Consider the following 23235-nt stretch of genomic DNA (forward strand, 5'->3'; position numbering starts at 1 on the left):
AGTTGACGCTCAATGGACTACTCGCGAGGAAGCCGACCATGACCCAGCCCAGGGCCCTGCTGATCCTGCACGGCAAGCAAGCCGCCAACGACGAAGTGCGTGCCGCCGTGCTGGCCACGCGCGAAGCGGGGCGCCAGTTGGATGTCAGGGTGACCTGGGAGGGCGGTGATGCTCGGCGGCTGGTGGAGGAGGGCCTGGCGGCGGGATACACCACGCTGATCGCCGGCGGTGGCGACGGCACCGTGCGCGACGTCGCCGAGGCGCTGGTCCAGGCCGGGGGCAAGGCCAGCCTGGCCATCCTGCCGCTGGGCACTGCCAACGACTTCGCCCGCGCCGCCGGCGTTCCGCTTGAACCCGCGGCCGCGCTGGCCTTGCTGGACGTGCCGCCGCGCCCTATCGACCTGGGGGAGGTCGACGGACAGTTCTTCCTGAACATGGCCACGGGTGGCTTCGGTTCGAAGGTCACCGCCAACACCCCGGAAGACTTGAAGAAGCTGCTCGGCGGCGCAGCCTACCTGCTGACCGGCCTGACGCGCTTTTCTGAAGTCCATGCGGCCCAGGGGCGCTTTACCGGACCGGATTTCGAGTGGGAAGGCGAATTCCTCGCCCTGGGCATCGGCAATGGCCGACAGGCTGGCGGCGGACATGTGCTCTGCCCGCAGGCCACGGCGGATGACGGGCTGCTGGACGTGAGCATCCTGCCCACCCCGCAGGACATGGTCGGTACGCTGGGCGCATTGCTGGGCAGTAGCGGGTTCGGCATCCAGGACGTCTTCATCCGGGCGCGCCTGCCCTGGGTTGAGGTTGAAGCCCGCGAGGGCCTGGACGTCAATCTCGACGGTGAGCCGCTGGAGGGCCGCAAGCTGCGCTTCGAGGTACGCCCGGCAGCGCTCGCCATGCACCTGCCGGCAGACTCGCCGCTGCTCTCGTCCACTGGGCGGCTCGTTGCCGAACAAGGCTGATCGCGCTGGTCCGGACCGGACAAGTCGTGCATGATGGCGTACGGCCAGTATCTTGTTGGTGCCGATACGGCCGATAGCTCTCCCGCACGACTCATTCCGAATCTGGAGCAGGCATGGCCGGTATTCTCGACACTGTCGATCAACGCACCCAACTGGTAGGCGAGAATCGCCTGGAAATCCTGGTCTTCCGCCTCGCCGGGCGGCAACAGTTCGCGATCAACGTGTTCAAGGTGCAGGAGGTGCTGCAACTGCCGCGCCTGACGCTGATCCCGCAGCGCCACCCGATGATCTGCGGGGTGATCAACCTGCGCGGCCAGACGCTGCCGGTGATCGACCTGTCGCGCGCCATCGGCATGCGCGCGCTGACCCCGGATGCCAACAGCACCATCATCGTTACCGAGTACAACCGCTCGGTGCAGGCGTTCCTGGTGGGTGGGGTGGAGCGCATCCTCAACCTCAACTGGGAATCGATCCAGCCGCCGCCCGGTGGCGCCGGCCGCCAGCATTACCTGACCGCGATCACCAAGGTGGAAGACCGCCTGGTGGAGATTATTGACGTGGAGAAGGTGCTCGCGGAGATCGTACCGATGAACACCCGTGTCTCCAGCGACCGCCTGGACGACACGCTGCTCAGCCAGACCCGAGGCCGCGAAGTGCTGGTGGTGGACGACTCCAGTGTCGCTATCTCTCAGCTGCGCGATACCCTTGGCCAGCTCGGTCTGCGCCTGCACGTGGCGACCGACGGCCTGCGCGCGCTGCAGCAGCTCAAGCGCTGGGCCGATGAAGGCCTGGACATGGAAGAGAAGCTGCTGATGATCTTCACCGACGCCGAGATGCCGGAAATGGACGGCTACCGGCTGACCACCGAGATCCGCAACGACCCGCGCCTGCGTGACCTCTACGTGGTGCTGCACACCTCGCTGTCGGGTAGCTTCAACGACGCCATGGTGAAGAAGGTCGGCTGCGACGACTTCCTCTCCAAGTTCCAGCCGGACCAGCTGGTGGAGGTGGTACGCCGCCGCCTGCAGAAAGTTCCCGCCTAGCTCCGATCTCCCTGTAGGAGCGAGGGGGACGCCTAGTTCTTGCTCGCGAACGCTCGTCGTCGGATATACCGGCATCCAGCTGTTCGCTAGCAAGCCCGCTCCTGCAGGAGAGTGCCCATTGCTAGACGCCCGTTCCACACCGTATAAGGTCGCTTTCGCCTGCCCGAAAGGAAGCCTCCGATGTACACCCTCAGCGAGCTCTACCGCTACCCGGTCAAATCCACTGCCTACGAGCCCCTGGAGTCCGTTCGCCTGGACGCCCTGGGCCTGGAAGGGGATCGACGCTGGATGGTGGTCGACTCCGCCAACGGGCGCTTCCTCACCCAGCGCCTGCTGCCGCAGATGGGCCGTATCGAGGCGCGCTGGCAGGACGAATTCCAGGCGTTGCGCCTGCGTGCACCGGGCATGGACGACCTGCTGCTGCAAGTGCCGGGACGCGATGACAACCTGCGTGGCGTGCTGATTTGGCGTGACATGCTGCAGGTGCCGGATGCCGGCGATGCCGCCGCGCAGTGGCTGAGCGCATTCCTCGAGCGTGATGTGCGCCTGGTGCAGATGCCCGAGCAGCGTGCGCGGCAGGTGGACACCGCCTACGCCGAGCCCGGCGAGCACGTGCACTTCGCCGATGGCTTCCCGCTGCTGCTGATCGGCCAGGGCTCGCTGGACGACCTGTCGACGAAGGTTGGCCGCCCGCTGGAGATGCTGCGCTTCCGCCCGAACCTGGTGGTCACTGGCGCCGAACCGTTTGCGGAAGACGGCTGGAAGCGCATCCGCATCGGCGACGTCGCCTTCAAGGTGGCCAAGCCCTGCGCGCGCTGCATCCTCACCACCATCGACCCGCATACTGGCGAGCGCGACGCCGCCCGTGAACCGCTGGCCACGCTACTGGGTTATCGCAACGTCAATGGCGAGGCGCTGTTCGGCGAGAACCTGATCGCCCTGAACAGCGGGACACTGCGCGTGGGTATGGAAGTAGAAGTTCTGGAGTAGGGCGCATAGTCACATCACGCGTAGGGTTGCGCGCCTGGCCCCAACGTGCAGGAGCGAGCTTGCTCGCGAACCCGCCTGCCGCCTGTGCCGACGGAAACTTTTCGCGAGCAAGCTAGCGCCTGCAGGTAACCGCAGGGCGAACAACTTTCACGGTTGTTCGCCGTCGGCGCCTTACAGCTTGCTGTCGACGCAACCGGTGCTCTGACACTCGCGCTCACGCTCGCGCAGCACGGCCAGGCGCTCGTTGGTCTTGTCCACGGCGCACTGCAGGTTGACGAAGTAACCGCCGTCGCGCTCGTAGCTGCACTGGGCGTCGCGGTCCTTGATCCAGGCGATCTGGCTCTTCTTCAGCGCGGCCTTCTGGCCGTCGTTGAGCATCTTGCGCAGGGTGCCGAATTCATTGTTCAGCTCGCGGTCGACCTGGGCGTACTCGGTGCTCAGGCAGTACACGCTGTCGAAGGCGTTGCGCGGCTTCTCGCAGGCGGCGAGGGCGAGTTCGGCGCTGAGCAGGCCTGCGGCAAGCATGGAAAGCGAGAGAACGGTCTTGCGCATGGAAATTTCCTTTTTTCCTTGAGGGAATGAAAACCGCCCGGCGGGTGCCGGGCGGTGGAGGGTGTCAGAGCTCGTCGAAGAAGCGTTCGTGCCAGTCGACGATGGGTTGTGGCGCATTGAGCTTCTGTCCGTAGATCACCGCGTAGGACAGCACGTTCTGCACGTAGGAACGGGTCTCGTCGAACGGAATGGTCTCCACCCAGACGTCGAAGGCCAGGTGGCGCGCATCCTTCAGCCATTGCCTTACGCGGCCGGGGCCGGCGTTGTAGGCGGCGGTGGCGAGCACGCGGTTGCCGTTGAACTGGCCGTGAACCTGGCTCAGGTAGGCGGCGCCGAGCTGGATGTTCACATCCGGCACTATCAGTTGCTGCGGCGAGGCCAGCGGGATGCCGAACTTGCGCGAGGTTTCCTTGGCGGTGGCCGGCATCAGCTGCATCAGGCCGGTGGCGCCGACGCCAGAGCGCGCATCGGACATGAAGGCGCTTTCCTGGCGGGTGATGGCGAACACCCAGCTGGAATGCAGGCCGCGGTTGCGCGCCTCGCGCACCAGGGTGTTGCGGTAGGCCATCGGGAAACGGATATCCAGGTCGTCCCAGTACTTGGCCTGGCTGATGGCGCGAATGGCCGGGAAGTACCACTGCATGTCGTAGGCGATCTTGGCCTGGGCCAGCAGCTCATCGTGGCTCAGGTGGCGGGCGGCGTGGTACCACTCGCGGCGGGCGTTGATGATCTCGCCACGGGCGTAGAACTCCAGCGCGCGGCGGGTACTCGGCGCATTGCGAACGCGTTGCATGGTGCCGGCATCCGGCGAAACCGGGCGGTTGTTCAGCTGGTACGGTGCATTGATCCGGTCGGCGGCGAGGAAACCATAGAAGTCACGCTCGTCGGCCACCGGCTTGTACAGGCTGACGGCTTGCTTGTTCTGCGGCTGCGCCAGTTGCAGCGAGCGCGCCTGCCAGTACTTCCAGCGGTTGGTCTCGGCCAGCGACGGCGGCAGCGCGCGGGTCAGCTCGTAGGCTTCTTCCCAGCGGCCCAGGCGCAGCAGCAGGCGCAGGCGCCATTCGGTGACGGTGTCGTCGCGCAGTTGCGGGTCGTACTTGACCATCATCGGCAGGGCGCGCGGATCGTAGCGGCGCGCCAGGCTCAGGCCGATCTCGCGGGCGATGGAGACCTTCTCGTCGCTGGAGAAGGGCAGCACCGAACTGTAGTAGTCCAGCAGGGTGATGGCCTTTTCCGGGTCCTGCTTGGCCAGGCGGCGCAGACCCAGGCCGACGACGTCGGCGGTGGCATGGTCGCGGGCGCCAAAGCGGGTGGTCTGGCTCAGCTGCGCGGGGTTCTGCGCCACGTTGACCATCAGTGCGCCCTGGCTGCCGAGGGTCGGCAGGCGCTTGGAGAGCACGGTGGCGAGGCTGTAGTTGCCTTTCTCGGCGGCCAGCTTCAGGCGCTTCCACACCTTCTCTTCGGTGAGCTGGCCATCGGCCTGCCACATGGCGAAGGTAGTGTCGCAGGCGTCGGGCTGCGGCTTGCCGACCAGCCAGAGCTTCTCGGCGGTGGCATAGCCTTCGGCCTTGTTGCCATGGCCGAGCTGATACTGGCCGTAGAGACAGTCCAGTTCGGTGAAGTTCATCTTCGGGTCGTAATAACGGACGAAGGTGTTCCAGTCGCCCTGATCGGCCAGCTGGCGCATCCAGCGCAGCTTCAACCAGTTGATCTGCGGCAGGTCGCCGTGCTGCTCGATGAAGCGCTCGATCTCGGCGTTGCTGGCGCTTTTCAGGCGGTTGGTCAGCTCGTCATAGGCCAGGTACGGCTGCAGCGGATAATCGGCCAATGCCGACTGGTAGCGGAAATACGGGCCGCTGTCATTGCGCGCCAGTGCCTTCTGCGCCTCGTCGTACATCTGGCGCTGCTGGGGCAGGGACGCTGCATTGGCTGTCGAAGCGGACAGGCTGAGGATCAGGCAGGAGAACAGTGAGAAAAGGCGACCGCGCATGGCTCTTCCGGGAAGATGATCGGTGGGCGCTGGATGGCGCGCGCCCGCTGCCCTGTAGCTTAGCCTGTTGCGCGAGGGCGGCGAAAGCGCCACCACAGATGCACCGCGCAAAGGCGGACGCCTGTCTCGCCGCGCGAGTTTGCGCGCGACCCTCTGACTTTTCCGCGCTTTCCCTTAAACTGCGCGCCCTGTTTGTGGAGATACCCAATGACCCTGCTCAAGTTCACCGACGTGTCCCTCGCCTTTGGCACCACTCCGCTGCTGGATAAGGTGTCCTGGCAGATCGCCCGGGGTGAGCGGGTGTGCGTCATTGGCCGCAACGGTACCGGCAAGTCGAGCATGCTCAAGCTGGTCAAGGGCGAGCAGAAGCCCGACGACGGCGACATCTGGCGCGCCCCGGCGCTGAAGATCGGCGAACTGCCGCAGGAGTTGCCGCGCGCCGACGACCGCACCGTCTACGACGTGGTCGCTGAAGGTCTGGCCGAGGTGGGCGAGCTGCTGGCGCGCTATCACCACCTGAGCATGCACATCGAAAGCGAAGAGGACCTGAACAAGCTGGCGCGCGTCCAGCAGGAGCTGGAGGCCCGCGACGGCTGGCGCCTGGGGCAACTGGTGGACACCACACTGACGCGCCTGCAACTGCCGGCCGACAAGACCCTCGCCGAGCTCTCCGGTGGCTGGCGCCGCCGCGTGCTGCTGGCCCAGGCGCTGGTGGCCGAGCCCGACCTGCTGCTGCTGGACGAGCCGACCAACCACCTGGACATCGGTGCCATCGCCTGGCTGGAAAATGCCCTGGCCGACTTCCCCGGCGCCGTGCTGTTCATCACCCACGACCGTGCCTTCCTGCAGGCCGTGGCCACCCGTATCCTCGAACTGGATCGCGGCCACCTGATCGACTGGAACGGCGACTACGCCAGCTTCCTCGTGCATAAAGAGCAGGAATTGGCTGCGGAAGAGGCAGCCAACGCGCTGTTCGACAAGCGCCTGGCCCAGGAGGAAGTGTGGATTCGCCAGGGCATCAAGGCCCGTCGTACCCGTAACGAGGGCCGTGTGCGAGCGCTGAAGGCGATGCGCAACGAGCGTGCCGATCGCCGTGAGCGCCAGGGCAAGGCCAGTTTCCAGCTGGAGACTGCGGAGAAGTCCGGCAAGCAGGTCATCGTCGTCGAGAACGCCGGCTTCGCCCACCCGGGCGGCCCGGCGCTGATTCGTGATTTCTCCCTGGTGCTGCAGCGCGGTGACCGCATCGGCCTGCTGGGCGCCAACGGCACCGGCAAGACCACCCTGCTCAAGCTGCTGCTGGGCGACCTGCAGCCGACTTCCGGCAGCGTCAAGGAAGGCACCCGACTGGAAGTGGCTTATTTCGACCAGTTGCGTCACCAGCTGGAGCCGGAAAAGACCGTTATCGACAACATTGCCGAAGGTCGCGAATTCATCACGATCAACGGGCAGAATCGCCACGTTCTCAGCTACCTGGGCGACTTCCTGTTCTCCCCCCAGCGCGCCCGCACTCCGGTGAAGGCGCTCTCCGGAGGCGAGCGGGCACGCCTGTTGCTGGCGAAGCTGTTCAGCAAGCCGGCCAACCTGCTGGTGCTGGACGAACCGACCAACGACCTGGACGTGGAAACCCTGGAGCTGCTCGAAGAAGTGCTGCTGACCTTCGACGGCACCGTACTGATGGTCAGCCACGACCGAGCCTTCCTCGACAATGTGGTCACCAGCACCCTGGTGTTCGAAGGTGAAGGTCGCGTGCGCGAATTCGTCGGCGGCTACCAGGACTGGCTGCGCCAGGGCGGTTCGCCCAAGTTGCTCGGTGTAGGTGAAGAGAAGGGTGACAAGCCCGCTGCTGCTGCCGTTGCCGAGCAGCCGGTGGCTGTCAGTGCGCCGGCGGAAGCCGCGCCGAAGAAGAAACTCAGTTACAAATTGCAGCGCGAGCTGGAAGCCATCCCCGGGCAGATCGAGGCCCTGGAAAGCGAGATGGCAGCGTTGCAGGAAGAAACCGCGTCGCCGGATTTCTACCAGCGCCCGCAGGGCGAAACCCAGGCCGCCCTGGCGCGCCTGAGCTCCCTGCAGGAAGAGCTGGACCGGCTGATCGAGCGCTGGGCCGAACTGGAAGAATAATCCGGTCGGTCCGGCGATGTGCCCGTGCATATCGCTGATCAAAGACTGCTAGGAATGGCCGAATGGCAATCGAGTACCGCATCACCCTGGATGATGAGCACGAGTTCAGTTACCGCATCGAGCTGGAGCGCCAGTACGATCCGCAGATAGCCGCCCAGGCGCCGCGCTGGACGCGCCTGGAGAACAACCGCTGTAGCAATTGCCCGCTGAGCACGGCGCAATACAGCCACTGCCCGGCGGCGGTGGATCTGCACCGGGTGATCGAGGACTTTCGTGGTTTGCCGGCTTTCAAGAAGGTCTCGGTGCAGGTCCGTACGCCCGAGCGGGAATACATCAAGCATGCGGGGCTGGAAGAGGGACTGCGTGCACTGCTGGGGGTGATCATGGCCACCAGCGCCTGTCCGCTGCTGGGCCGACTCAAGCCCATGGCGCAGCAGCACCTTCCGTTCGCCAGCAACCAGGAGTTCATCCTGCGCGCAGTGTCGCTCTACCTGATGCGGCAGTACTTCAACTTCCGCGAAGGGCGGCATGCGGATTGGGAGCTGAAGGGGCTGGTGAAGCAGTTCCAGCAGTTGCAGCTGGTCAACCAGGCGTTCTGGCAGCGCATCCACGAGACCTGCGAAGGCGACTCGAACCTGAAGGCATTCCTCAGCTTCTTCTCCATGGCGTCGAGCATGAGCTATTCGCTCGAGGCACAGTTGCAGAAGGTGCGACCACTGCTGATGAGCGGGGACATGCTCGGGGCTTGAAACGAAGCGGGCCCCACAGGGCCCGCTGTCTCACCTTGAGCTGGTTCAGCTGGTTTTCTGCAGGCGCACGGCGAGAACGTCGCAGGGCGCACCGTGCAGCACGTCGTTGGCGGTAGAGCCCAGCAGCAGGGCTAGACCGTGGCGGCCGTGGCTGCCGACGACGATCAGGTCGCAGTCCTGTTCATCGGCGAGGCGGTGGATTTCCTGGCGTGGCTGGCCGTAGACCAGGTGGCACTGGGAACTGGTGATCTCGGCGTAGGTCAGGGTGAACTGGTGCAGGCGCTCCTTGGCCTGGTCGAACTGCTGCTGTTGCAGCATCGACAGGTCCATCGGCACGTCGCCACCGAAGGCCATGGCCATGGGCTCGACCACATGCACCGCCGAGAGCCGGGCATCATTGGCCTTGGCCAGCGCGACCGCCCGCTTCATCACCGGGTCGCATTCTTCGGTAAGGTCGACGGCGACCAGAATGTGTTGGTAGGGCATGAGCGTCTCCTCCGGGGGACTCGATAATTATCAGTATGGCCCTAACGGCCGTGCTTGACCTGTTTGACCGGTATACCCGATATGACCACGTGGATGGTAATTCTTCTTATCGCATTGGTGCTCAGCCCCCTGACCTGGCTGATTCCTTCGCGCGGCCAGCGCGGGCAGATGGACTTGCGCCTGCAGGCGCGGCGCCTGGGCCTGGCCATGCAGATGGCGCAGCAGGACTGGCCGCACTGGCTGGAACGGCAGCCGCCGCGCCAGTGCGCCCAGTACCACCGCGCGCGCGGCAGGAACCGCGATGTCTGGTGCTACTGGCAGAGCGAGCCGGGTGTCTGGCTGGACCGCTGGCGCGAGGCGAGCGCCCCGGTCGAGCTGGCCCAGGCGCTGGCCAGCCTGCCGAAGGATGTCTACATGGTCGAGGCCACGCCCCAGTTCCTGGCGTTGTACTGGGGCGAGCGGGGCGACAGCAGCGATCTTGAGCGTGTCGCGACCTTCCTCAGGCAGCATGCCTGATTCGATCAGCTCTGCTGCGCGGCATAAAGGCCGGAGACCTTCTCCAGGTCTTCAATGATGCGGTCGGAGTACTTGTTGATCAGGAACGGCACGCTGTTCTGGTTGTAGTTCTGCAGCGATTTTTCGATGTAGCGCCACTTGATCGCCACGCCGCGCAGCTCCTGGCCGATCTCCGGCGTGGTCTGCGGCGCCTGCTGCAGCTTCACCAGGTTGATCGCGAAGCGGTTGGCGAGGTCGTCCAGCGGGCGTTCCTCGCCGCCGCCGAAGAAGCTGGCGCCCACCGAGGCATTGCGTGAGGCGTAGTCCACCGCGATGTCCTGCATCAGCAGGCTCTGCTCACGGGTCTGCTGGGTCAGCGGCGGGACCTTGCTGCCGCTTTCTTCCTGGATCTTCGCGTAGAGCTGCTCGGCGGTGTCCAGCAGCTTGCGGTTCTGTGCGGCGAGGTCGGCCACCGGTTGCAGGTCGGTGTAGCCGCTCTTGTCCAGTGCGCCGGTGAGGGTGTGCAACTGAGCCGCGTAGGCTTTCCATTCATCCTGCAGCTCGCTTCTGAGCTTCTTCGATTCGTTGCCGGGCATTTCCCCCAGCTTGCCCAGAGCGTCAGTCGCGCTCTGCGACGAGGCGTCGACCATCTTGGCGTACTTCTGGTCGCCTTCCATCGCGTTGAACATGAAGAAATCGCCGAGGCTGCGCTGGGCGGCCAGGCGCGTCTGGTGGACATTGAGCAGGTCGCTGGCGGTATCGGCGGCAGCGATGAGGGGCAGGGTGGTGAGCGCGAGCGCGGACAGCAGACGCACGAGCGGACGGCTGGACATCGTTCCAACTCCTTGGAGCCATGGGCTTCTTGTTGTTTTGTTTTGCACAGGTTCCAGGCGTCCGCCGGTGTTGGCAGGAGGCAGATCGCCATTGCGCCCGACTCTAGCGCGGGCCATGGGGTTTGAACAGTGGCTGTCGGGACGGTGGTGCCAGGTAGCGATTGTCATGATAGGCGTGATGAATGGGGTATCAGGACTGCGCTGAATGCTCCGGCCCAGACGCCCCGGCCGCTTTGCGACTGTTACGTCTCGCCGATTGACAAGCATTGGCTTTTGCTAGAAGGTGGGCGCACCCAAATCAAACGGGCGTATGAATCGAGCGTTTGCCCTGCGCAGTGACTCGATCAGAACGCCCCGGCTATCGCGTCGGCGGGTGTGCCGCAAGCTTTGGGACTATCCTCGGCGACTGCCGGGCCGTCCCGATACACGGTGTCCGACGTGTGATTTCAAGCTTCCCTAGCGTGGAGATCAGTTGATGATTTACCAAGGTAAAGCCATCACGGTTAAGGCTCTTGAGAGCGGCATCGTCGAACTGAATTTCGACCTCAAGGGCGAGTCCGTCAACAAGTTCAACCGACTCACCCTGAATGAACTGCGCCAAGCAGTCGATACCATCAAGGCCGATGCGTCCGTCAAGGGCGTGATCGTGACCAGCGGCAAAGGCGTGTTCATCGTCGGCGCCGACATCACCGAGTTCGTCGACAACTTCAAGCTGCCTGACGAAGAGCTGCTGGCCGGCAACCTCGAAGCCAACAAGATCTTCAGCGACTTCGAAGACCTCAACGTTCCGACCGTAGCCGCGATCAACGGCATCGCCCTGGGCGGCGGTCTGGAAATGTGCCTGGCGGCCGACTTCCGTGTCATGAGCGCCACCGCCAAGGTCGGCCTGCCGGAAGTGAAACTGGGTATCTACCCGGGCTTCGGCGGCACCGTTCGCCTGCCGCGCATCATCGGCTGCGACAACGCGGTCGAGTGGATTGCCTCGGGCAAGGAAAACAAGGCTGAAGACGCGCTGAAAGTCGGCGCCGTCGATGCCGTCGTGGCTCCCGAGCAGCTGCAAGCCGCCGCTCTGGACCTGGTCAAGCGCGCCATCGCCGGCGAGCTGGACCACAAGGCCCGCCGTCAGCCGAAGCTGGAAAAGCTCAAGCTGAACGCCATCGAGCAGATGATGGCCTTCGAGACCTCCAAGGGCTTCGTTGCTGGCCAGGCCGGCCCGAACTACCCGGCTCCGGTCGAAGCGATCAAGTCGATCCAGAAAGCCGCCAACTTCGGTCGTGACAAGGCGCTCGAAATCGAAGCCCAGGGCTTCGTGAAGCTGGCCAAGACTTCGGTTGCGCAGAGCCTGATCGGCCTGTTCCTGAACGACCAGGATCTGAAGAAGAAGGCCAAGCAGTACGACGAGATCGCCAAGGACGTGAAACTGGCCGCCGTACTGGGCGCCGGCATCATGGGCGGCGGCATCGCCTACCAGTCTGCTTCCAAGGGCACTCCGATCCTGATGAAGGATATCCGCGAAGAGGGTATCCAGATGGGGCTGAACGAGGCCTCGAAGCTGCTGGGCAAGCGCGTCGAGAAAGGCCGCATGACCCCGGCGAAAATGGCCGAGGCACTGAACGCCATTCGCCCGACCATGTCCTACGGCGACTTCGGCAACGTCGACATCGTCGTCGAAGCCGTGGTCGAGAATCCGAAGGTCAAGCAGATCGTTCTGGCTGAAGTTGAAGGCGTAGTGAAGGAAGACGCGATCCTCGCGTCGAACACCTCCACCATCTCCATCAACCTGCTGGCCAAGGCGCTCAAGCGTCCGGAAAACTTCGTCGGCATGCACTTCTTCAACCCGGTGCACATGATGCCGCTGGTAGAAGTCATCCGTGGCGAGAAGTCCAGCGACGTCGCCGTCGCCACCACCGTGGCCTACGCCAAGAAGATGGGCAAGAACCCCATCGTGGTGAATGACTGCCCCGGCTTCCTGGTCAACCGCGTGCTGTTCCCGTACTTCGGCGGCTTCTCCAAGCTGCTGGGCTTCGGTGTGGACTTCGTGCGCATCGACAAGATCATGGAGAAGTTCGGCTGGCCCATGGGCCCGGCCTATCTGTCCGACGTGGTCGGCATCGACACCGGCCACCATGGCCGTGACGTGATGGCTGAAGGCTTCCCGGACCGCATGGCCGTGGAAGGCAAGACCGCCGTCGACGTGATGTACGACGCCAACCGTCTGGGCCAGAAGAACGGCAAGGGCTTCTACGCCTACGAGACCGACAAGCGCGGCAAGCCGAAGAAAGTCACCGACCCGCAGGCTTATGAGCTGCTGAAGTCCATCGTCACCGAACAGCGCGAGCTGAGCGACGAGGACATCATCAACTACATGATGATCCCGCTGTGCCTGGAAACCGTGCGCTGCCTGGAAGACGGCATCGTCGAGACCGCTGCCGAGGCCGACATGGGCCTGATCTACGGCATCGGCTTCCCTCCCTTCCGTGGCGGTGCCCTGCGTTACATCGACTCCATAGGCGTGGCCGAATTCGTCGCACTGGCCGACAAGTACGCCGACCTGGGTGCGCTGTACCACCCGACCGCGAAGCTGCGTGAAATGGCCAAGAACGGCCAGAAGTTCTTCGGTTGAGTGCGCAACGAATAGAGCGAGAGTGAATTTATGAGCCTGAATCCGAGAGACGCCGTCATTGTCGACTTCGGCCGCACCCCGATGGGCCGTTCGAAGGGTGGCATGCACCGCAACACCCGTGCGGAGAACATGTCCGCGCACCTGATCAGCAGCGTGCTTGCGCGCAACCCGAAGATCGACCCGGCGGAAGTCGAGGACGTGATCTGGGGCTGCGTGAACCAGACCCTGGAGCAGGGCTGGAACATCGCGCGCATGGCGTCGCTGATGACCCAGATCCCGCACACCAGCGCCGGCCAGACCGTCAGCCGCCTGTGCGGTTCGTCCATGAGCGCCCTGCACACCGCCGTGCAGGCGATCCAGACCGGCAACGGTGACGTCTTCGTCATCGGCGGCGTGGAGCACATGGGCCACGTCGGCATGATGCACGGCGTCGATCCGAACCCGCACATGTCCCTGTACGCCGCCAAGGCGTCGGGCATGATGGGCCTGACCGCCGAGATGCTGGGCAAGATGCACGGCATCACCCGCGAGGCGCAGGACAAGTTCGGCGTGCGTTCGCACCAGCTGGCCTGGAAAGCGACCCAGGAAGGCAAGTTCAAAGACGAAATCATTCCGATGGAAGGCTACGACGAGAACGGCTTCCTGAAGATCTTCGACTTCGACGAAACCATCCGTCCGGAAACCACCCTGGAAAGCCTGGCCGCCCTGAAACCGGCGTTCAACCCCAAGGGCGGCACCGTGACCGCGGGTACTTCCTCGCAGATCACCGACGGCGCTTCCTGCATGATCGTCATGAGCGCCCAGCGCGCCCAGGACCTGGGTGTGCAGCCGATGGCCGTGGTTCGCGCCATGGCCGTGGCGGGCGTTGATCCGGCGATCATGGGCTACGGCCCGGTTCCGTCGACCAACAAGGCGCTCAAGCGCGCCGGCCTGACCATCAACGACATCGACTTCTTCGAGCTCAACGAAGCCTTCGCCGCACAGGCCCTGCCGGTGCTGAAGGACCTCAAGATCCTCGACAAGATGGAAGAGAAGGTCAACCTGCACGGCGGCGCCATCGCCCTGGGTCACCCGTTCGGCTGCTCCGGTGCGCGTATCTCCGGCACCCTGCTGAACGTGATGAAGCAGAACAGTGGCACCCTGGGCGTGTCCACCATGTGCGTGGGCCTCGGTCAGGGCATCACCACCGTCTTCGAACGCGTCTAAGCTTTCGTGGATGGGAGAGCCGGGGCCTTGTGCCCCGGCTTTCGTTTTTGTCGGGTGGGGATTGCCCGGCGGCCGCGCAATCAGCACAATCGCCGCCTTTTGGCCGGCGGAGGGAGAACCGACATGCACTTGCAGCCCGGATTGTATCGACACTACAAGGGACAGCAGTACCGCGTGCTCGGCGTCGCCCGGCATTCGGAGACCGAGGAAGACCTGGTGATCTACCAGGCGCTGTACGGCGAATTCGGCCTCTGGGTACGCCCGCTGAGCATGTTCACCGAGGCGGTGGAAGTGGATGGCGAGAAGGTTCCTCGATTCGCTCTGATCAGCGCCGAAGATGATCCGTTGGGTCTCCAGACCGGCCCGTCCGGCGAAACCCAAGCTTGACCTTGGCGCGACCGCCACTATATATAGCGGTGCCGCTCCAAGCGCCTCCCTCCTTGTAAATTCATCTTTTCGACGCAGGAATCTTCCGATCCATGGGTAAATCGCTGGTCATCGTGGAATCACCGGCCAAGGCCAAGACCATCAACAAGTACCTGGGCAACCAGTACGTGGTGAAGTCGAGCATCGGCCACATCCGCGACCTGCCCACCAGCGGCTCGTCCGCGTCGAAGGAGCCTGCGGCGAAAGCGCGCAAGACGGCTGCCGAAGCGCCGGCCCTGTCGCCGAAGGAGAAGGCCAAGCGCCAGCTCGTCACCCGCATGGGCGTCGACCCGGAGCACGGCTGGAAGGCCAAGTACGAGATCCTGCCCGGCAAGGAAAAGGTGATCGAGGAGCTGCGCCGCCTGGCCAAGGACGCCGACACCATCTATCTCGCAACCGACTTGGACCGCGAAGGGGAGGCCATTGCCTGGCACCTGCGCGAGGCTATCGGTGGCGACGACTCGCGCTACAAGCGCGTGGTCTTCAACGAAATCACCAAGAAGGCCATCCAGGAGGCCTTCTCCCAGCCCGGCGAGCTGGATATCAACCGCGTGAATGCCCAGCAGGCGCGCCGCTTCCTCGACCGCGTGGTGGGCTACATGGTCTCTCCGCTGCTGTGGGCGAAGATCGCCCGCGGCCTGTCCGCCGGCCGTGTGCAGTCGGTGGCGGTGAAGCTGGTGGTGGAGCGCGAGCGCGAGATCCGCGCCTTTGTCCCGGAAGAGTACTGGGAAGTGCATGCCGACCTCGGCACGCCGAAGAACGACAAGGTCCGCTTCGAGGTGGTGCGCGAGAAGGGCGAAGCCTTCAAACCGCTCAATGAAGCGCAGGCCATGGCCGCCCTGGAGAAGCTCAAGGCTTCCAGCTACAGCATCGCCAAGCGCGAGGACAAGCCGACCTCCAGCAAGCCCTCGGCTCCGTTCATCACTTCCACTCTGCAGCAGGCTGCGAGCAATCGCCTGGGCTTCGGTGTGAAGAAGACCATGATGATGGCCCAGCGTCTCTACGAAGCCGGCTACATCACCTATATGCGTACCGACTCGACCAACCTGTCGGCCGACGCCATCGACATGGTGCGCGGCTTCATCGACAGCGAGTTCGGCAAGAAGTACCTGCCGGCCAAGCCGAACTTCTACTCCAGCAAGGAAGGCGCCCAGGAAGCGCACGAAGCGATTCGTCCTTCCGACGTCAACCTGCGTCCGACCCAGCTGTCGGGCATGGAGCGCGACGCCGAGCGCCTGTACGACCTGATCTGGCGCCAGTTCGTGGCCTGCCAGATGCCGCCGGCCGAGTACCTGTCCACCACCGTCAGCGCCGCTGCCGGTGACTTCGAGCTGCGTGCCAAGGGCCGCATCCTCAAGTTCGATGGCTACACCAAGGTGCTGCCGCAGCAGAGCAAGCCGGGCGAGGACGACGTCCTGCCGGTCATGAACCAGGGCGATGCGATGAAGCTGCTCAAGCTCGACCCGAGCCAGCACTTCACCAAGCCGCCGGCGCGCTTCTCCGAAGCCAGCCTGGTCAAGGAACTGGAAAAGCGCGGCATCGGTCGCCCGTCCACCTACGCGGCGATCATCTCCACCATCCAGGAGCGCGGCTACGTCACCACCCATAACCGCCGCTTCTACGCGGAAAAGATGGGCGACATCGTCACCGACCGCCTCAACGAGAGCTTCTCCAATCTGATGGACTACGGCTTCACCGCCGGCATGGAAGAGAACCTCGATGACGTGGCCCAGGGCGAGCGCGACTGGAAGAATGTGCTGGACGAGTTCTACGGCGACTTCCGCAAGAAGCTCGACCTGGCCGAGGCCGCCAACGACGGCATGCGCGCCAATCAGCCGACCCTGACCGACATCCCCTGCCGCGAGTGCGGCCGACCGATGATGATCCGTACCGCCTCCACCGGTGTGTTCCTCGGCTGCTCCGGCTACAGCCTGCCACCCAAGGAGCGCTGCAAGGCGACCGTGAACCTGATCCCAGGCGACGAGATTGCCGCGGATGACGAGGGCGAGTCCGAGTCCCGCGTGCTGCGTGGCAAGCATCGCTGCCCGATCTGCAGCACCGCGATGGATGCCTATCTGGTCGACGAGAAGCGCAAGCTGCACATCTGTGGTAACAACCCGGATTGCGCCGGCTACGAGATCGAAGAGGGGCAGTACCGCATCAAGGGTTACGAAGGCCCGAGCCTGGAATGCGACAAGTGCGGCAGCGAGATGCAGCTCAAGACCGGCCGCTTCGGCAAGTTCTTCGGCTGCACCAACCCGACTTGTAAGAACACCCGCAAGCTGCTGAAGAATGGCGAGCCTGCACCGCCGAAGATGGATGCCATCCGCATGCCGGAACTCAAGTGCGAGAAGGTGGACGACATCTACGTACTGCGTGACGGCGCTTCCGGCCTGTTCCTGGCCGCCAGCCAGTTCCCGAAGAATCGCGAGACCCGTGCTCCGCTGGTGGCCGAGCTGATTCCGCACAAGGAAGAGCTGGATCCGAAGTACCACTTCCTGCTCGCCGCGCCGGCAAAAGATCCGGATGGCCGCCCGGCGGTGATCCGCTTCAGCCGCAAGACCAAGGAGCAGTACGTGCAGTCCGAAGTCGACGGCAAGCCCACCGGCTGGCGTGCCTTCTTCGACGGCGGCAAGTGGAAGGTCGAAGACAAGCGCTGATGGAAGGCGCGCCCCGCTGAGGTGGGGCGTGCTTATACTGCCGAAGTCGACTGCAGAGGGCCCGGTCATGGCGAACGAACTCTATACCCGCACCAACCAGAAGCTGTTCTTCGCCGGCCTTGCTCTGGAAGCCTGGCGCAGCGCCGAAACGGCGCGTGCGATGAATGCCCAGGCGCGCATCCAGGCCGAGCGCGAAGCGGCGTTGTTCCATCTCTATGGTGCCGTGCTGGGTGTGGCCCATGAGATCGCCGGTTACTACCGCCTGCCCCAGGCTGGTGCGCCGCGCGTCGATATGCTGCTGAATGCCGAGGTGCTGGCCGCCGCTCCAAGCCCGGAGCTGGCCGAAATGGTCGAGCTGGCGCAATCGCCCGAAGCCTGGCTGGGTCGCCTGCTGGCCGCCTATGCCGCGCTGTTCCAGCCCCCGAGCGAGCCGAAGAAAGCCAAGGTCGATCCGACCCAGCCGCTGATCCAGGCGGTGAATGTCGACGACGAGGTGCCGGACGAACTGGGCAATGAAGAGCTGGAGGCCTGGCGCAAAGCCCTGAAAGACCTGGTGCTGCGTTTCCGCGCTGCGCTCACCGAGCTCTAATTCCCGCTTCACACTGTGCCGGCCTTCTGGTCGGCCGATGCGCGCTTTGGCTAGGGCGTAGTGGGTGTGGCTGTTACACTACGCGTTCTGTTGTGGAGAACTTCGCTATGCCAACCTCATTTCTGGAAATTGTCGAGCTGCCTGACGGGCGCATTGTGCTGCGTCGCGCGGACGAGGAGGAGGCGCTGGTGACCCTGGAGTTCTCCGCCGATGCCAAGGGCTTCCTGCAGGGCCAGCACATCGAGATCGCCAAGGCGATGTTCAATGTCGGTGTGCAGATGGCCGGCCGTCTCGCCGAAGGTGGCGACATGGGCATGGACGACGAAGGTCCGCGCGTCCTGCACTGAGTTCTGCCGCCTCACTGCGCTCGCGGTGAGGCTTCTTGTTCAGTTCATCCCAGACGAATATTCAGGCTCTGCGCCTGGCCGGCAACGGCAGCGCGGGAAAGCTGCCTGCGCGCGCTTTCGCTGAGATTCAGCCAGCTCACCACCGTATGGCTGTTGCCCAGGCGCAATGCTTCGCAGGCCAGGGCCTGTGCTGCGGCGTGATCGCGGGCAGGCAGCAGGAGGATACGTTCGCGATTCAGGCCGGCCTTGCGCAACCAGTCCGGCGTCAGGCTGGGGGGCGGGGCGATCAGTGTCAGCCAGCGGGAGTCGCTTTCCTCGCTGAGCCCACGGAGCATTGGCGCCAGCAGCGTCAGGCACTGGCCGGGTAGCCCGCGCAGGGCAATCTCGCTGAAGGCACTCTCGTCGGCAACCGGCTCGTCTTCCAGCAGTTCAGGGAGCAGGGGGGCAGTACCGCTCGCCCAGAGTGCTTCCTGGAACAGCGGGAGTTGCGGCAGGTTCTGTGGCTGCGGGTACTGCATGGTTGTCTCCTGTTCAGCGACGGATAACGCCGACGCTCAAGCCTTCGATGACCAGTTCCTGTTCCTTGAGATCGACCTCGATGGGGGCGAACTCCGGGTTCTCGGCCAGCAGCCAGACCTTGCTGCCTTCGCGCTTGAAGCGCTTGACCGTCACCTCTTCACCCAGGCGGGCGACCACGATCTGGCCGTTGCGCGCCTCGCGGGTGACATGCACGGCGAGCAGGTCGCCGTCCATGATGCCGACATCCTTCATGCTCTGGCCGCGAACGCGCAGCAGGTAGTCCGCCGGCGGGTTGAAGAAGGTGGGGTTGATTCGGCAGGTGTCGTCGACGTTCTGCTCGGCGAGGATCGGCGCGCCGGCAGCGACGCGGCCGATGATCGGCAGTTCGTCGTCATTGGCGGCGGCCTTGGGCTCGAAGCCGGGGATGCGGATGCCGCGGGAGGCGCCCGGGGTCATCTCGATGGCGCCTTTGCGGGCGAGGGCTTTCAGGTGCTCCTCCGCGGCGTTGGGCGACTTGAAGCCGAGTTCCTGGGCGATCTCCGCGCGGGTGGGCGGATAGCCGTTGGCTTCCAGGCAGCGTTTGATGAAGGCGAGGATCTCGGCTTGGCGCGGCGTGAGCTTCAGCATGTCCATACTCTGGCTTTTTATACAGTGCCTGGAATTATATACAGTGATAGCGGGCTGGCAATGCTTTTATTGGGCGAGGCTGTTGGTGGAACGTTCGTGCATGTAACCTTTGGACGCTGGCAGGCGTCTTGCTGTAGATACAGTCTCTCGTCGCATTGCCATGATATTGGTAACAATCCATCGCACTTTGCTTGACAATAGAAGACGCTGAAACGTATGTTTCAAACAAGTGTTTGTCAGGCGGAGTAGCCATGGCCCAGTCGGAAACCGTCGAACGCATCCTGGATGCTGCGGAACAGCTGTTCGCGGAGAAAGGCTTCGCTGAAACCTCCTTGCGTCTGATCACCAGCAAGGCGGGGGTGAACCTCGCGGCGGTGAACTACCACTTCGGCTCGAAGAAGGCGCTGATCCAGGCGGTCTTCTCGCGCTTCCTCGGTCCGTTCTGCGCCAGTCTCGAGAAGGAACTGGATCGCCGCCAGGCCAAGCCCGATGCGCCGCGTGCCACGCTGGAAGAGCTGCTCGAACTGCTCGTGGTCCAGGCCATGGCCGTCAAGCCGCGCAGCGGCAATGACCTGTCCATCTTCATGCGCCTGCTGGGCCTGGCGTTCAGCCAGAGCCAGGGGCACCTGCGCAAGTACCTCGAAGAGGTCTATGGCAAGGTGTTCCGCCGCTACATGCTGCTGGTGAACGAGTCCGCACCGCGTCTGCCGCCGCTGGAGCTCTTCTGGCGTGTGCACTTCATGCTGGGTACCGCGGTATTCAGCATGTCCGGCATCAAGGCGTTGCGCGCCATGGCCGAGAACGATTTCGGCGTGAACACCTCCATCGAGCAGGTGATGCGCCTGATGGTGCCGTTCCTGGCTGCCGGCATGCGAGCCGATAGCGGTGTAAGCGATCCGTCGCTGGCCGGCGCCCAGCTCAAGCCGCGCACCAAGTCGAGCGCCGCACAGGCTCCCGCCAAAGTCTGATTTGCGCCCGGCTTCGCGCTGGGCTGCGCCGGTCCGATCGGCTACAGTAGCCGGCCATGGCCGATCTTGATCTTCTCCATATCTCCCTTGCTGACCAGATGCTCTACGGCTTTGCCGCGGGGTGTCTCGTCGTCCGTGTTCAGGTATCCACTGCTGTCAACGGCGCGGGGGAGCGCAACGGGTCCGGCTGCACGCCCCGTGGCCTGCACCAGATACGCGCACGCATCGGTGATGGGCTCCCCAAAGGAGCGGTGCTGAAGGGGCGGCGCTGGACCGGGGAAACCTGGACGCCTGCGCTGCACGAAGAGTTTCCCGGCCGCGACTGGATCCTCTCGCGCATTCTCTGGCTCAGCGGCTGCGAACAGGGCCGCAACCGGATGGGCGAGGTCGACACCTTTCGCCGCTACATCTATTTGCACGGCACTCCCGACTGCGAGCCCATGGCCGTCCCGCTGTCGCACGGCTGTATCCGCCTACGCAATGACGACCTGCTGGAACTCTTTCCGCAGGTCCCCCTCCATTGCCGGGTCCGAATCGAAGAGGCTGCATGCCCCGAGTGGCACGCAGCGCAATTGAATTGAAAGGAATGCATATGCAAGGCTCCCTGATGCTCGACATCGGCGGCACCTGGCTCACCGCCGAGGACCGCCAGATTCTGCGCCACCCGGAAGTGGGTGGCCTGATCATCTTCGCCCGCAACATCGAGTCGCCGCGCCAGGTGCGCGAGCTGATGGCCGCCATCCGCGCGGTGCGCCCCGATTTGCTGCTCGCGGTGGACCAGGAAGGTGGCCGCGTGCAGCGCCTGCGCCAGGGCTTCCTGCGTCTGCCGGCAATGCGTGCCATCGCCGATAACGCCAACGCTGAGCGCCTGGCCGAGCAGTGCGGCTGGCTGATGGCGACCGAGGTGCTGGCGGTAGGGCTCGACCTGAGCTTCGCTCCGGTGCTGGATCTGGACCACCAGCGCAACGCCGTTGTCGGCAGCCGCGCCTTCGAAGGCAATCCGGAGCGTGCCGTTGCGCTGGCTGGTGCGTTCATCCGTGGTATGCGCGCCGCCGGCATGGCCTCTACCGGCAAGCACTTCCCCGGCCACGGTTGGGCGGAAGTCGATTCCCATGTGGGGATTCCCGAGGACGAGCGCACGCTGCAGCAGATCCGCGCCGTGGACCTGGTGCCGTTCCAGCGTCTTTCCGGCGAGCTGGATGCGCTGATGCCGGCCCACGTGATCTACCCGCAGGTCGACCCGAATCCAGCCGGCTTCTCCCGTCGCTGGCTGCAGGACATCCTGCGCGGCGAACTGGGCTTCGACGGTGTGATCTTCAGCGATGACCTGTCCATGGCCGGCGCCCATGTGGTCGGCGATGCCGCCAACCGCATCGAGGCCGCTCTGAGTGCCGGCTGCGACATGGGGCTGGTGTGCAATGACCGCGCCTCCGCCGAGCTGGCCCTGAGTGCCCTGCAGCGCCTGAAGGTCCGCGCGCCGCAGCGCCTTGAAAGCATGCGTGCCAGAGCCTGGCCGGGCACCGAATACAAGCAACTGCCGCGTTGGCAACAAGCCGTCGGCGAATTGCGTGCCGCACAACTGATCGACTAAGGATTTGCCATGACTGTCTACGCCATCATCGGCGGTACCGGCCTGACCCAGTTGGAAGGGTTGACCCTGAAGGATGCCATCGAGCTGGAGACGCCCTACGGTGCCCCCTCGGCGGCCGTTCAGCGTGGCGAGTTCGCCGGCCGCGAGGTGCTGTTCCTCGCTCGCCACGGCCATCCGCACCGTTTCCCCCCGCATCAGGTGAACTACCGCGCCAACCTCTGGGCGCTGCAGCAGGCTGGCGCCCAGGCCGTGCTCGCGGTGAACGCCGTGGGCGGCATCCATGCTGCGATGGGGAGTGGTCACCTGTGTGTGCCGCACCAGATCGTCGATTACACCTGGGGCCGTGAGCACACGTATTTCGCCGGTGACATTGACCATGTCACCCATATCGACTTCAGCCACCCCTACGATGAGCCGCTGCGGCAGAAGCTGATCGCCGCACTGCAGGCGTTGGGATATGCGTACAGCAGTCATGGTGTCTACGCGGCTACCCAGGGGCCGCGCCTGGAAACCGTGGCGGAGATCGCCAAGCTGGAGCGCGACGGCTGCGACATCGTCGGCATGACCGGTATGCCCGAAGCCGCGCTGGCACGTGAGCTGGATTTGCCGTATGCCTGCCTGTCGCTGGTGGTGAATCCGGCGGCGGGCAAGTCCAGCGGCATCATCACCATGGCCGAGATCGAGCAGGCGCTGCACGACGGCATCGGCAAGGTGCGCGAGGTGCTGGGGCGCGTGCTGGTGAGTTGACGCTTCGCTCCTGCAGGTGAAAAAAAGCCCGGCGATTGCCGGGCTTTTTCTTTATTGCGCGGGCTGGGCCGGCGGCGGGGCGTCGAAGCCACCGTCTGCCGGAGCGGCCGGCGCAGGCTGCTGCGGCGCATCCGGGCCGGTCGGAGCCTCGTCTTCCATGCCCGGCGGCGGGGCGGCGGCCGGCTTGGCGTTGAGCGGGGTCACTTTAATCAACATGCCCAGGCTCGGGTGGTCGAGGTAGGTCAGCACGCTGTTCTTCAGGCTGGCTTCCTGGACCATGTGCTGGCTGGCGGCGAGCAGGCCGTCCTGGCCGAACTGGTTGATCCAGAAGTCGGTCTGGGTGTTCACGAAGCGTTGCTGGCTGAGAGTGACGGTACCTTCCACCGGGAAGTGGCTGTCACGCTGGGCGCCCTCGGTCAGGGAAACCTTCACCGGGTTGGCATCGATCTCCTGGCGCCAGGCCTTGTGCATCAGCACCTGGAAGCCTTCGTTCTGCTTGAGCTTGGCGACCTGGGCGTCCATGGCAGTAGGGCGCGAGCTGTCCGGGCCGGGCGGTTGCGCACCCTTGGCCCAGTCATCCGGGGCGGGGCGACTGGCGAGCACGACGTCGCCGGACTGCTGGAAGAGGATCAGCTCTACCTGGTAAGGCTCGGCAAAGGCCGCCGGCGACAGCAGTGCCAGCGACAGCAGCAGGGGTTGGAACAGGCGCATTGC

The 23235-nt window shown here is 64.5% G+C and carries 23 protein-coding genes; 16 read left to right on the forward strand and 7 right to left on the reverse strand.

All coding sequences use genetic code 11. The features are described from left to right. Nucleotides 1–38 precede the first annotated feature (38 nt). The 3 genes from yegS to A9513_RS12135 all read left to right on the forward strand — a co-directional run bounded on the left by yegS (nucleotide 39) and on the right by A9513_RS12135 (nucleotide 2995). On the forward strand, nucleotides 39–962 hold the full coding sequence (gene yegS, locus A9513_RS12125) for a lipid kinase YegS (RefSeq protein ID WP_038803715.1): 924 nt from the start codon (nucleotides 39–41) through the stop codon (nucleotides 960–962). Nucleotides 963–1075: 113 nt separating this feature from the next. Beyond that, nucleotides 1076–2005: a chemotaxis protein CheV gene (locus A9513_RS12130; protein ID WP_024766843.1), complete on the forward strand. Its 930-nt coding sequence runs from the start codon at nucleotides 1076–1078 to the stop codon at nucleotides 2003–2005. A gap of 180 nt (nucleotides 2006–2185) precedes the next feature. Further along, entirely contained in the window at nucleotides 2186–2995 is an 810-nt protein-coding gene (locus A9513_RS12135) for an MOSC domain-containing protein (protein WP_065084882.1), read from the forward strand. 171 nt (nucleotides 2996–3166) lie between these two features. Here the strand turns inward: A9513_RS12135 and A9513_RS12140 are convergent, their stop codons facing one another. Both A9513_RS12140 and A9513_RS12145 read right to left on the reverse strand, forming a co-directional pair. After that, nucleotides 3167–3547, reverse strand: a complete 381-nt coding sequence (locus A9513_RS12140) for a lysozyme inhibitor LprI family protein (RefSeq protein WP_065084883.1) — start codon at nucleotides 3545–3547, stop codon at nucleotides 3167–3169. A 64-nt stretch (nucleotides 3548–3611) separates the two neighbouring features. Continuing rightward, complete coding sequence (locus A9513_RS12145; RefSeq protein WP_024766846.1) at nucleotides 3612–5537, reverse strand: transglycosylase SLT domain-containing protein; 1926 nt, start codon at nucleotides 5535–5537, stop codon at nucleotides 3612–3614. Between the two features lie 207 nt (nucleotides 5538–5744). Between A9513_RS12145 and A9513_RS12150 the strand changes: the two genes are divergently transcribed. After that, nucleotides 5745–7655: an ATP-binding cassette domain-containing protein gene (locus A9513_RS12150; RefSeq protein WP_065084884.1), complete on the forward strand. Its 1911-nt coding sequence runs from the start codon at nucleotides 5745–5747 to the stop codon at nucleotides 7653–7655. A gap of 62 nt (nucleotides 7656–7717) precedes the next feature. Beyond that, nucleotides 7718–8404 carry a hypothetical protein gene (locus A9513_RS12155; RefSeq protein WP_024766848.1) on the forward strand — a complete coding sequence of 229 codons (687 nt, stop codon included), beginning with the start codon at nucleotides 7718–7720 and terminating at the stop codon, nucleotides 8402–8404. Nucleotides 8405–8449: 45 nt separating this feature from the next. On the opposite strand, the gene A9513_RS12160 is transcribed toward A9513_RS12155, so the two are convergent. Further along, nucleotides 8450–8890, reverse strand: a complete 441-nt coding sequence (locus tag A9513_RS12160; RefSeq protein WP_024766849.1) for a universal stress protein — start codon at nucleotides 8888–8890, stop codon at nucleotides 8450–8452. Nucleotides 8891–8971: 81 nt separating this feature from the next. Between A9513_RS12160 and A9513_RS12165 the strand changes: the two genes are divergently transcribed. Then, on the forward strand, nucleotides 8972–9406 hold the full coding sequence (locus A9513_RS12165) for a hypothetical protein (RefSeq protein WP_065084885.1): 435 nt from the start codon (nucleotides 8972–8974) through the stop codon (nucleotides 9404–9406). Between the two features lie 5 nt (nucleotides 9407–9411). Here A9513_RS12165 and A9513_RS12170 read toward each other — a convergent pair whose 3' ends face one another. Continuing rightward, nucleotides 9412–10218 carry a hypothetical protein gene (locus tag A9513_RS12170; RefSeq protein ID WP_065084886.1) on the reverse strand — a complete coding sequence of 269 codons (807 nt, stop codon included), beginning with the start codon at nucleotides 10216–10218 and terminating at the stop codon, nucleotides 9412–9414. A gap of 475 nt (nucleotides 10219–10693) precedes the next feature. Here A9513_RS12170 and fadB point away from each other — a divergent pair, with 475 nt between their 5' ends. From fadB to A9513_RS12200, 6 genes are all read left to right on the forward strand, one after another. Continuing rightward, the gene (fadB, locus tag A9513_RS12175) at nucleotides 10694–12841 is read left to right on the forward strand and encodes a fatty acid oxidation complex subunit alpha FadB (RefSeq protein WP_065084887.1); all 2148 of its coding nucleotides are present in this window, start codon (nucleotides 10694–10696) and stop codon (nucleotides 12839–12841) included. 30 nt (nucleotides 12842–12871) lie between these two features. After that, entirely contained in the window at nucleotides 12872–14047 is a 1176-nt protein-coding gene (gene fadA / locus A9513_RS12180; RefSeq protein WP_065084888.1) for an acetyl-CoA C-acyltransferase FadA, read from the forward strand. A gap of 123 nt (nucleotides 14048–14170) precedes the next feature. Then, nucleotides 14171–14434 (forward strand): DUF1653 domain-containing protein, encoded by a 264-nt coding sequence (locus A9513_RS12185; RefSeq protein WP_024766854.1) that lies wholly within the window; start codon nucleotides 14171–14173, stop codon nucleotides 14432–14434. 92 nt (nucleotides 14435–14526) lie between these two features. Next, nucleotides 14527–17133 carry a type I DNA topoisomerase gene (gene topA / locus A9513_RS12190; RefSeq protein WP_037012660.1) on the forward strand — a complete coding sequence of 869 codons (2607 nt, stop codon included), beginning with the start codon at nucleotides 14527–14529 and terminating at the stop codon, nucleotides 17131–17133. Nucleotides 17134–17200: 67 nt separating this feature from the next. Continuing rightward, on the forward strand, nucleotides 17201–17722 hold the full coding sequence (locus A9513_RS12195) for a DUF6586 family protein (RefSeq protein WP_065084889.1): 522 nt from the start codon (nucleotides 17201–17203) through the stop codon (nucleotides 17720–17722). Between the two features lie 107 nt (nucleotides 17723–17829). Next, on the forward strand, nucleotides 17830–18069 hold the full coding sequence (locus A9513_RS12200; RefSeq protein WP_024766857.1) for a hypothetical protein: 240 nt from the start codon (nucleotides 17830–17832) through the stop codon (nucleotides 18067–18069). A 44-nt stretch (nucleotides 18070–18113) separates the two neighbouring features. Here the strand turns inward: A9513_RS12200 and sulA are convergent, their stop codons facing one another. Beyond that, entirely contained in the window at nucleotides 18114–18587 is a 474-nt protein-coding gene (gene sulA / locus A9513_RS12205; RefSeq protein WP_065084890.1) for an SOS-induced cell division inhibitor SulA, read from the reverse strand. Between the two features lie 13 nt (nucleotides 18588–18600). Continuing rightward, a complete protein-coding gene (gene lexA / locus A9513_RS12210) occupies nucleotides 18601–19215 on the reverse strand; it encodes a transcriptional repressor LexA (RefSeq protein ID WP_026079098.1) in 615 nt (204 codons plus the stop codon). Nucleotides 19216–19466: 251 nt separating this feature from the next. Here lexA and A9513_RS12215 point away from each other — a divergent pair, with 251 nt between their 5' ends. The 4 genes from A9513_RS12215 to A9513_RS12230 are packed head-to-tail and all read left to right on the forward strand — an operon-like array spanning nucleotide 19467 to nucleotide 22521. Next, a complete protein-coding gene (locus tag A9513_RS12215; protein ID WP_024766860.1) occupies nucleotides 19467–20183 on the forward strand; it encodes a TetR/AcrR family transcriptional regulator in 717 nt (238 codons plus the stop codon). Nucleotides 20184–20239: 56 nt separating this feature from the next. Then, nucleotides 20240–20764: a L,D-transpeptidase gene (locus A9513_RS12220; RefSeq protein WP_065084891.1), complete on the forward strand. Its 525-nt coding sequence runs from the start codon at nucleotides 20240–20242 to the stop codon at nucleotides 20762–20764. Between the two features lie 11 nt (nucleotides 20765–20775). Beyond that, nucleotides 20776–21774 carry a beta-N-acetylhexosaminidase gene (gene nagZ, locus A9513_RS12225; protein ID WP_065084892.1) on the forward strand — a complete coding sequence of 333 codons (999 nt, stop codon included), beginning with the start codon at nucleotides 20776–20778 and terminating at the stop codon, nucleotides 21772–21774. A gap of 9 nt (nucleotides 21775–21783) precedes the next feature. Continuing rightward, nucleotides 21784–22521, forward strand: coding sequence for an S-methyl-5'-thioinosine phosphorylase (locus A9513_RS12230; protein WP_065084893.1), 738 nt, complete (start codon nucleotides 21784–21786; stop codon nucleotides 22519–22521). 51 nt (nucleotides 22522–22572) lie between these two features. Here A9513_RS12230 and A9513_RS12235 read toward each other — a convergent pair whose 3' ends face one another. Then, nucleotides 22573–23232: a CsiV family protein gene (locus tag A9513_RS12235; RefSeq protein WP_038803716.1), complete on the reverse strand. Its 660-nt coding sequence runs from the start codon at nucleotides 23230–23232 to the stop codon at nucleotides 22573–22575. Nucleotides 23233–23235: the final 3 nt, after the last annotated feature.

It is taken from the genome of Pseudomonas sp. AU12215 (genome assembly GCF_001675465.2).
Classification (GTDB): Bacteria; Pseudomonadota; Gammaproteobacteria; order Pseudomonadales; family Pseudomonadaceae; genus Pseudomonas; species Pseudomonas nitroreducens.

Coding starts and splice junctions, on each gene's coding strand:
- nagZ (WP_065084892.1), top strand. CDS start 20,776: ATGCAAGGCTCCCTGATGCTCGACATCGGCGGCACCTGGCTCACCGCC.
- A9513_RS12220 (WP_065084891.1), top strand. CDS start 20,240: ATGGCCGATCTTGATCTTCTCCATATCTCCCTTGCTGACCAGATGCTC.
- A9513_RS12145 (WP_024766846.1), bottom strand. CDS start 5,537: ATGCGCGGTCGCCTTTTCTCACTGTTCTCCTGCCTGATCCTCAGCCTG.
- A9513_RS12235 (WP_038803716.1), bottom strand. CDS start 23,232: ATGCGCCTGTTCCAACCCCTGCTGCTGTCGCTGGCACTGCTGTCGCCG.
- A9513_RS12170 (WP_065084886.1), bottom strand. CDS start 10,218: ATGTCCAGCCGTCCGCTCGTGCGTCTGCTGTCCGCGCTCGCGCTCACC.
- A9513_RS12160 (WP_024766849.1), bottom strand. CDS start 8,890: ATGCCCTACCAACACATTCTGGTCGCCGTCGACCTTACCGAAGAATGC.
- A9513_RS12140 (WP_065084883.1), bottom strand. CDS start 3,547: ATGCGCAAGACCGTTCTCTCGCTTTCCATGCTTGCCGCAGGCCTGCTC.
- topA (WP_037012660.1), top strand. CDS start 14,527: ATGGGTAAATCGCTGGTCATCGTGGAATCACCGGCCAAGGCCAAGACC.
- A9513_RS12155 (WP_024766848.1), top strand. CDS start 7,718: ATGGCAATCGAGTACCGCATCACCCTGGATGATGAGCACGAGTTCAGT.
- yegS (WP_038803715.1), top strand. CDS start 39: ATGACCCAGCCCAGGGCCCTGCTGATCCTGCACGGCAAGCAAGCCGCC.
- A9513_RS12200 (WP_024766857.1), top strand. CDS start 17,830: ATGCCAACCTCATTTCTGGAAATTGTCGAGCTGCCTGACGGGCGCATT.
- A9513_RS12215 (WP_024766860.1), top strand. CDS start 19,467: ATGGCCCAGTCGGAAACCGTCGAACGCATCCTGGATGCTGCGGAACAG.
- A9513_RS12165 (WP_065084885.1), top strand. CDS start 8,972: ATGACCACGTGGATGGTAATTCTTCTTATCGCATTGGTGCTCAGCCCC.
- A9513_RS12195 (WP_065084889.1), top strand. CDS start 17,201: ATGGCGAACGAACTCTATACCCGCACCAACCAGAAGCTGTTCTTCGCC.
- sulA (WP_065084890.1), bottom strand. CDS start 18,587: ATGCAGTACCCGCAGCCACAGAACCTGCCGCAACTCCCGCTGTTCCAG.
- A9513_RS12130 (WP_024766843.1), top strand. CDS start 1,076: ATGGCCGGTATTCTCGACACTGTCGATCAACGCACCCAACTGGTAGGC.
- A9513_RS12135 (WP_065084882.1), top strand. CDS start 2,186: ATGTACACCCTCAGCGAGCTCTACCGCTACCCGGTCAAATCCACTGCC.
- A9513_RS12230 (WP_065084893.1), top strand. CDS start 21,784: ATGACTGTCTACGCCATCATCGGCGGTACCGGCCTGACCCAGTTGGAA.
- lexA (WP_026079098.1), bottom strand. CDS start 19,215: ATGCTGAAGCTCACGCCGCGCCAAGCCGAGATCCTCGCCTTCATCAAA.
- A9513_RS12150 (WP_065084884.1), top strand. CDS start 5,745: ATGACCCTGCTCAAGTTCACCGACGTGTCCCTCGCCTTTGGCACCACT.
- A9513_RS12185 (WP_024766854.1), top strand. CDS start 14,171: ATGCACTTGCAGCCCGGATTGTATCGACACTACAAGGGACAGCAGTAC.
- fadB (WP_065084887.1), top strand. CDS start 10,694: ATGATTTACCAAGGTAAAGCCATCACGGTTAAGGCTCTTGAGAGCGGC.
- fadA (WP_065084888.1), top strand. CDS start 12,872: ATGAGCCTGAATCCGAGAGACGCCGTCATTGTCGACTTCGGCCGCACC.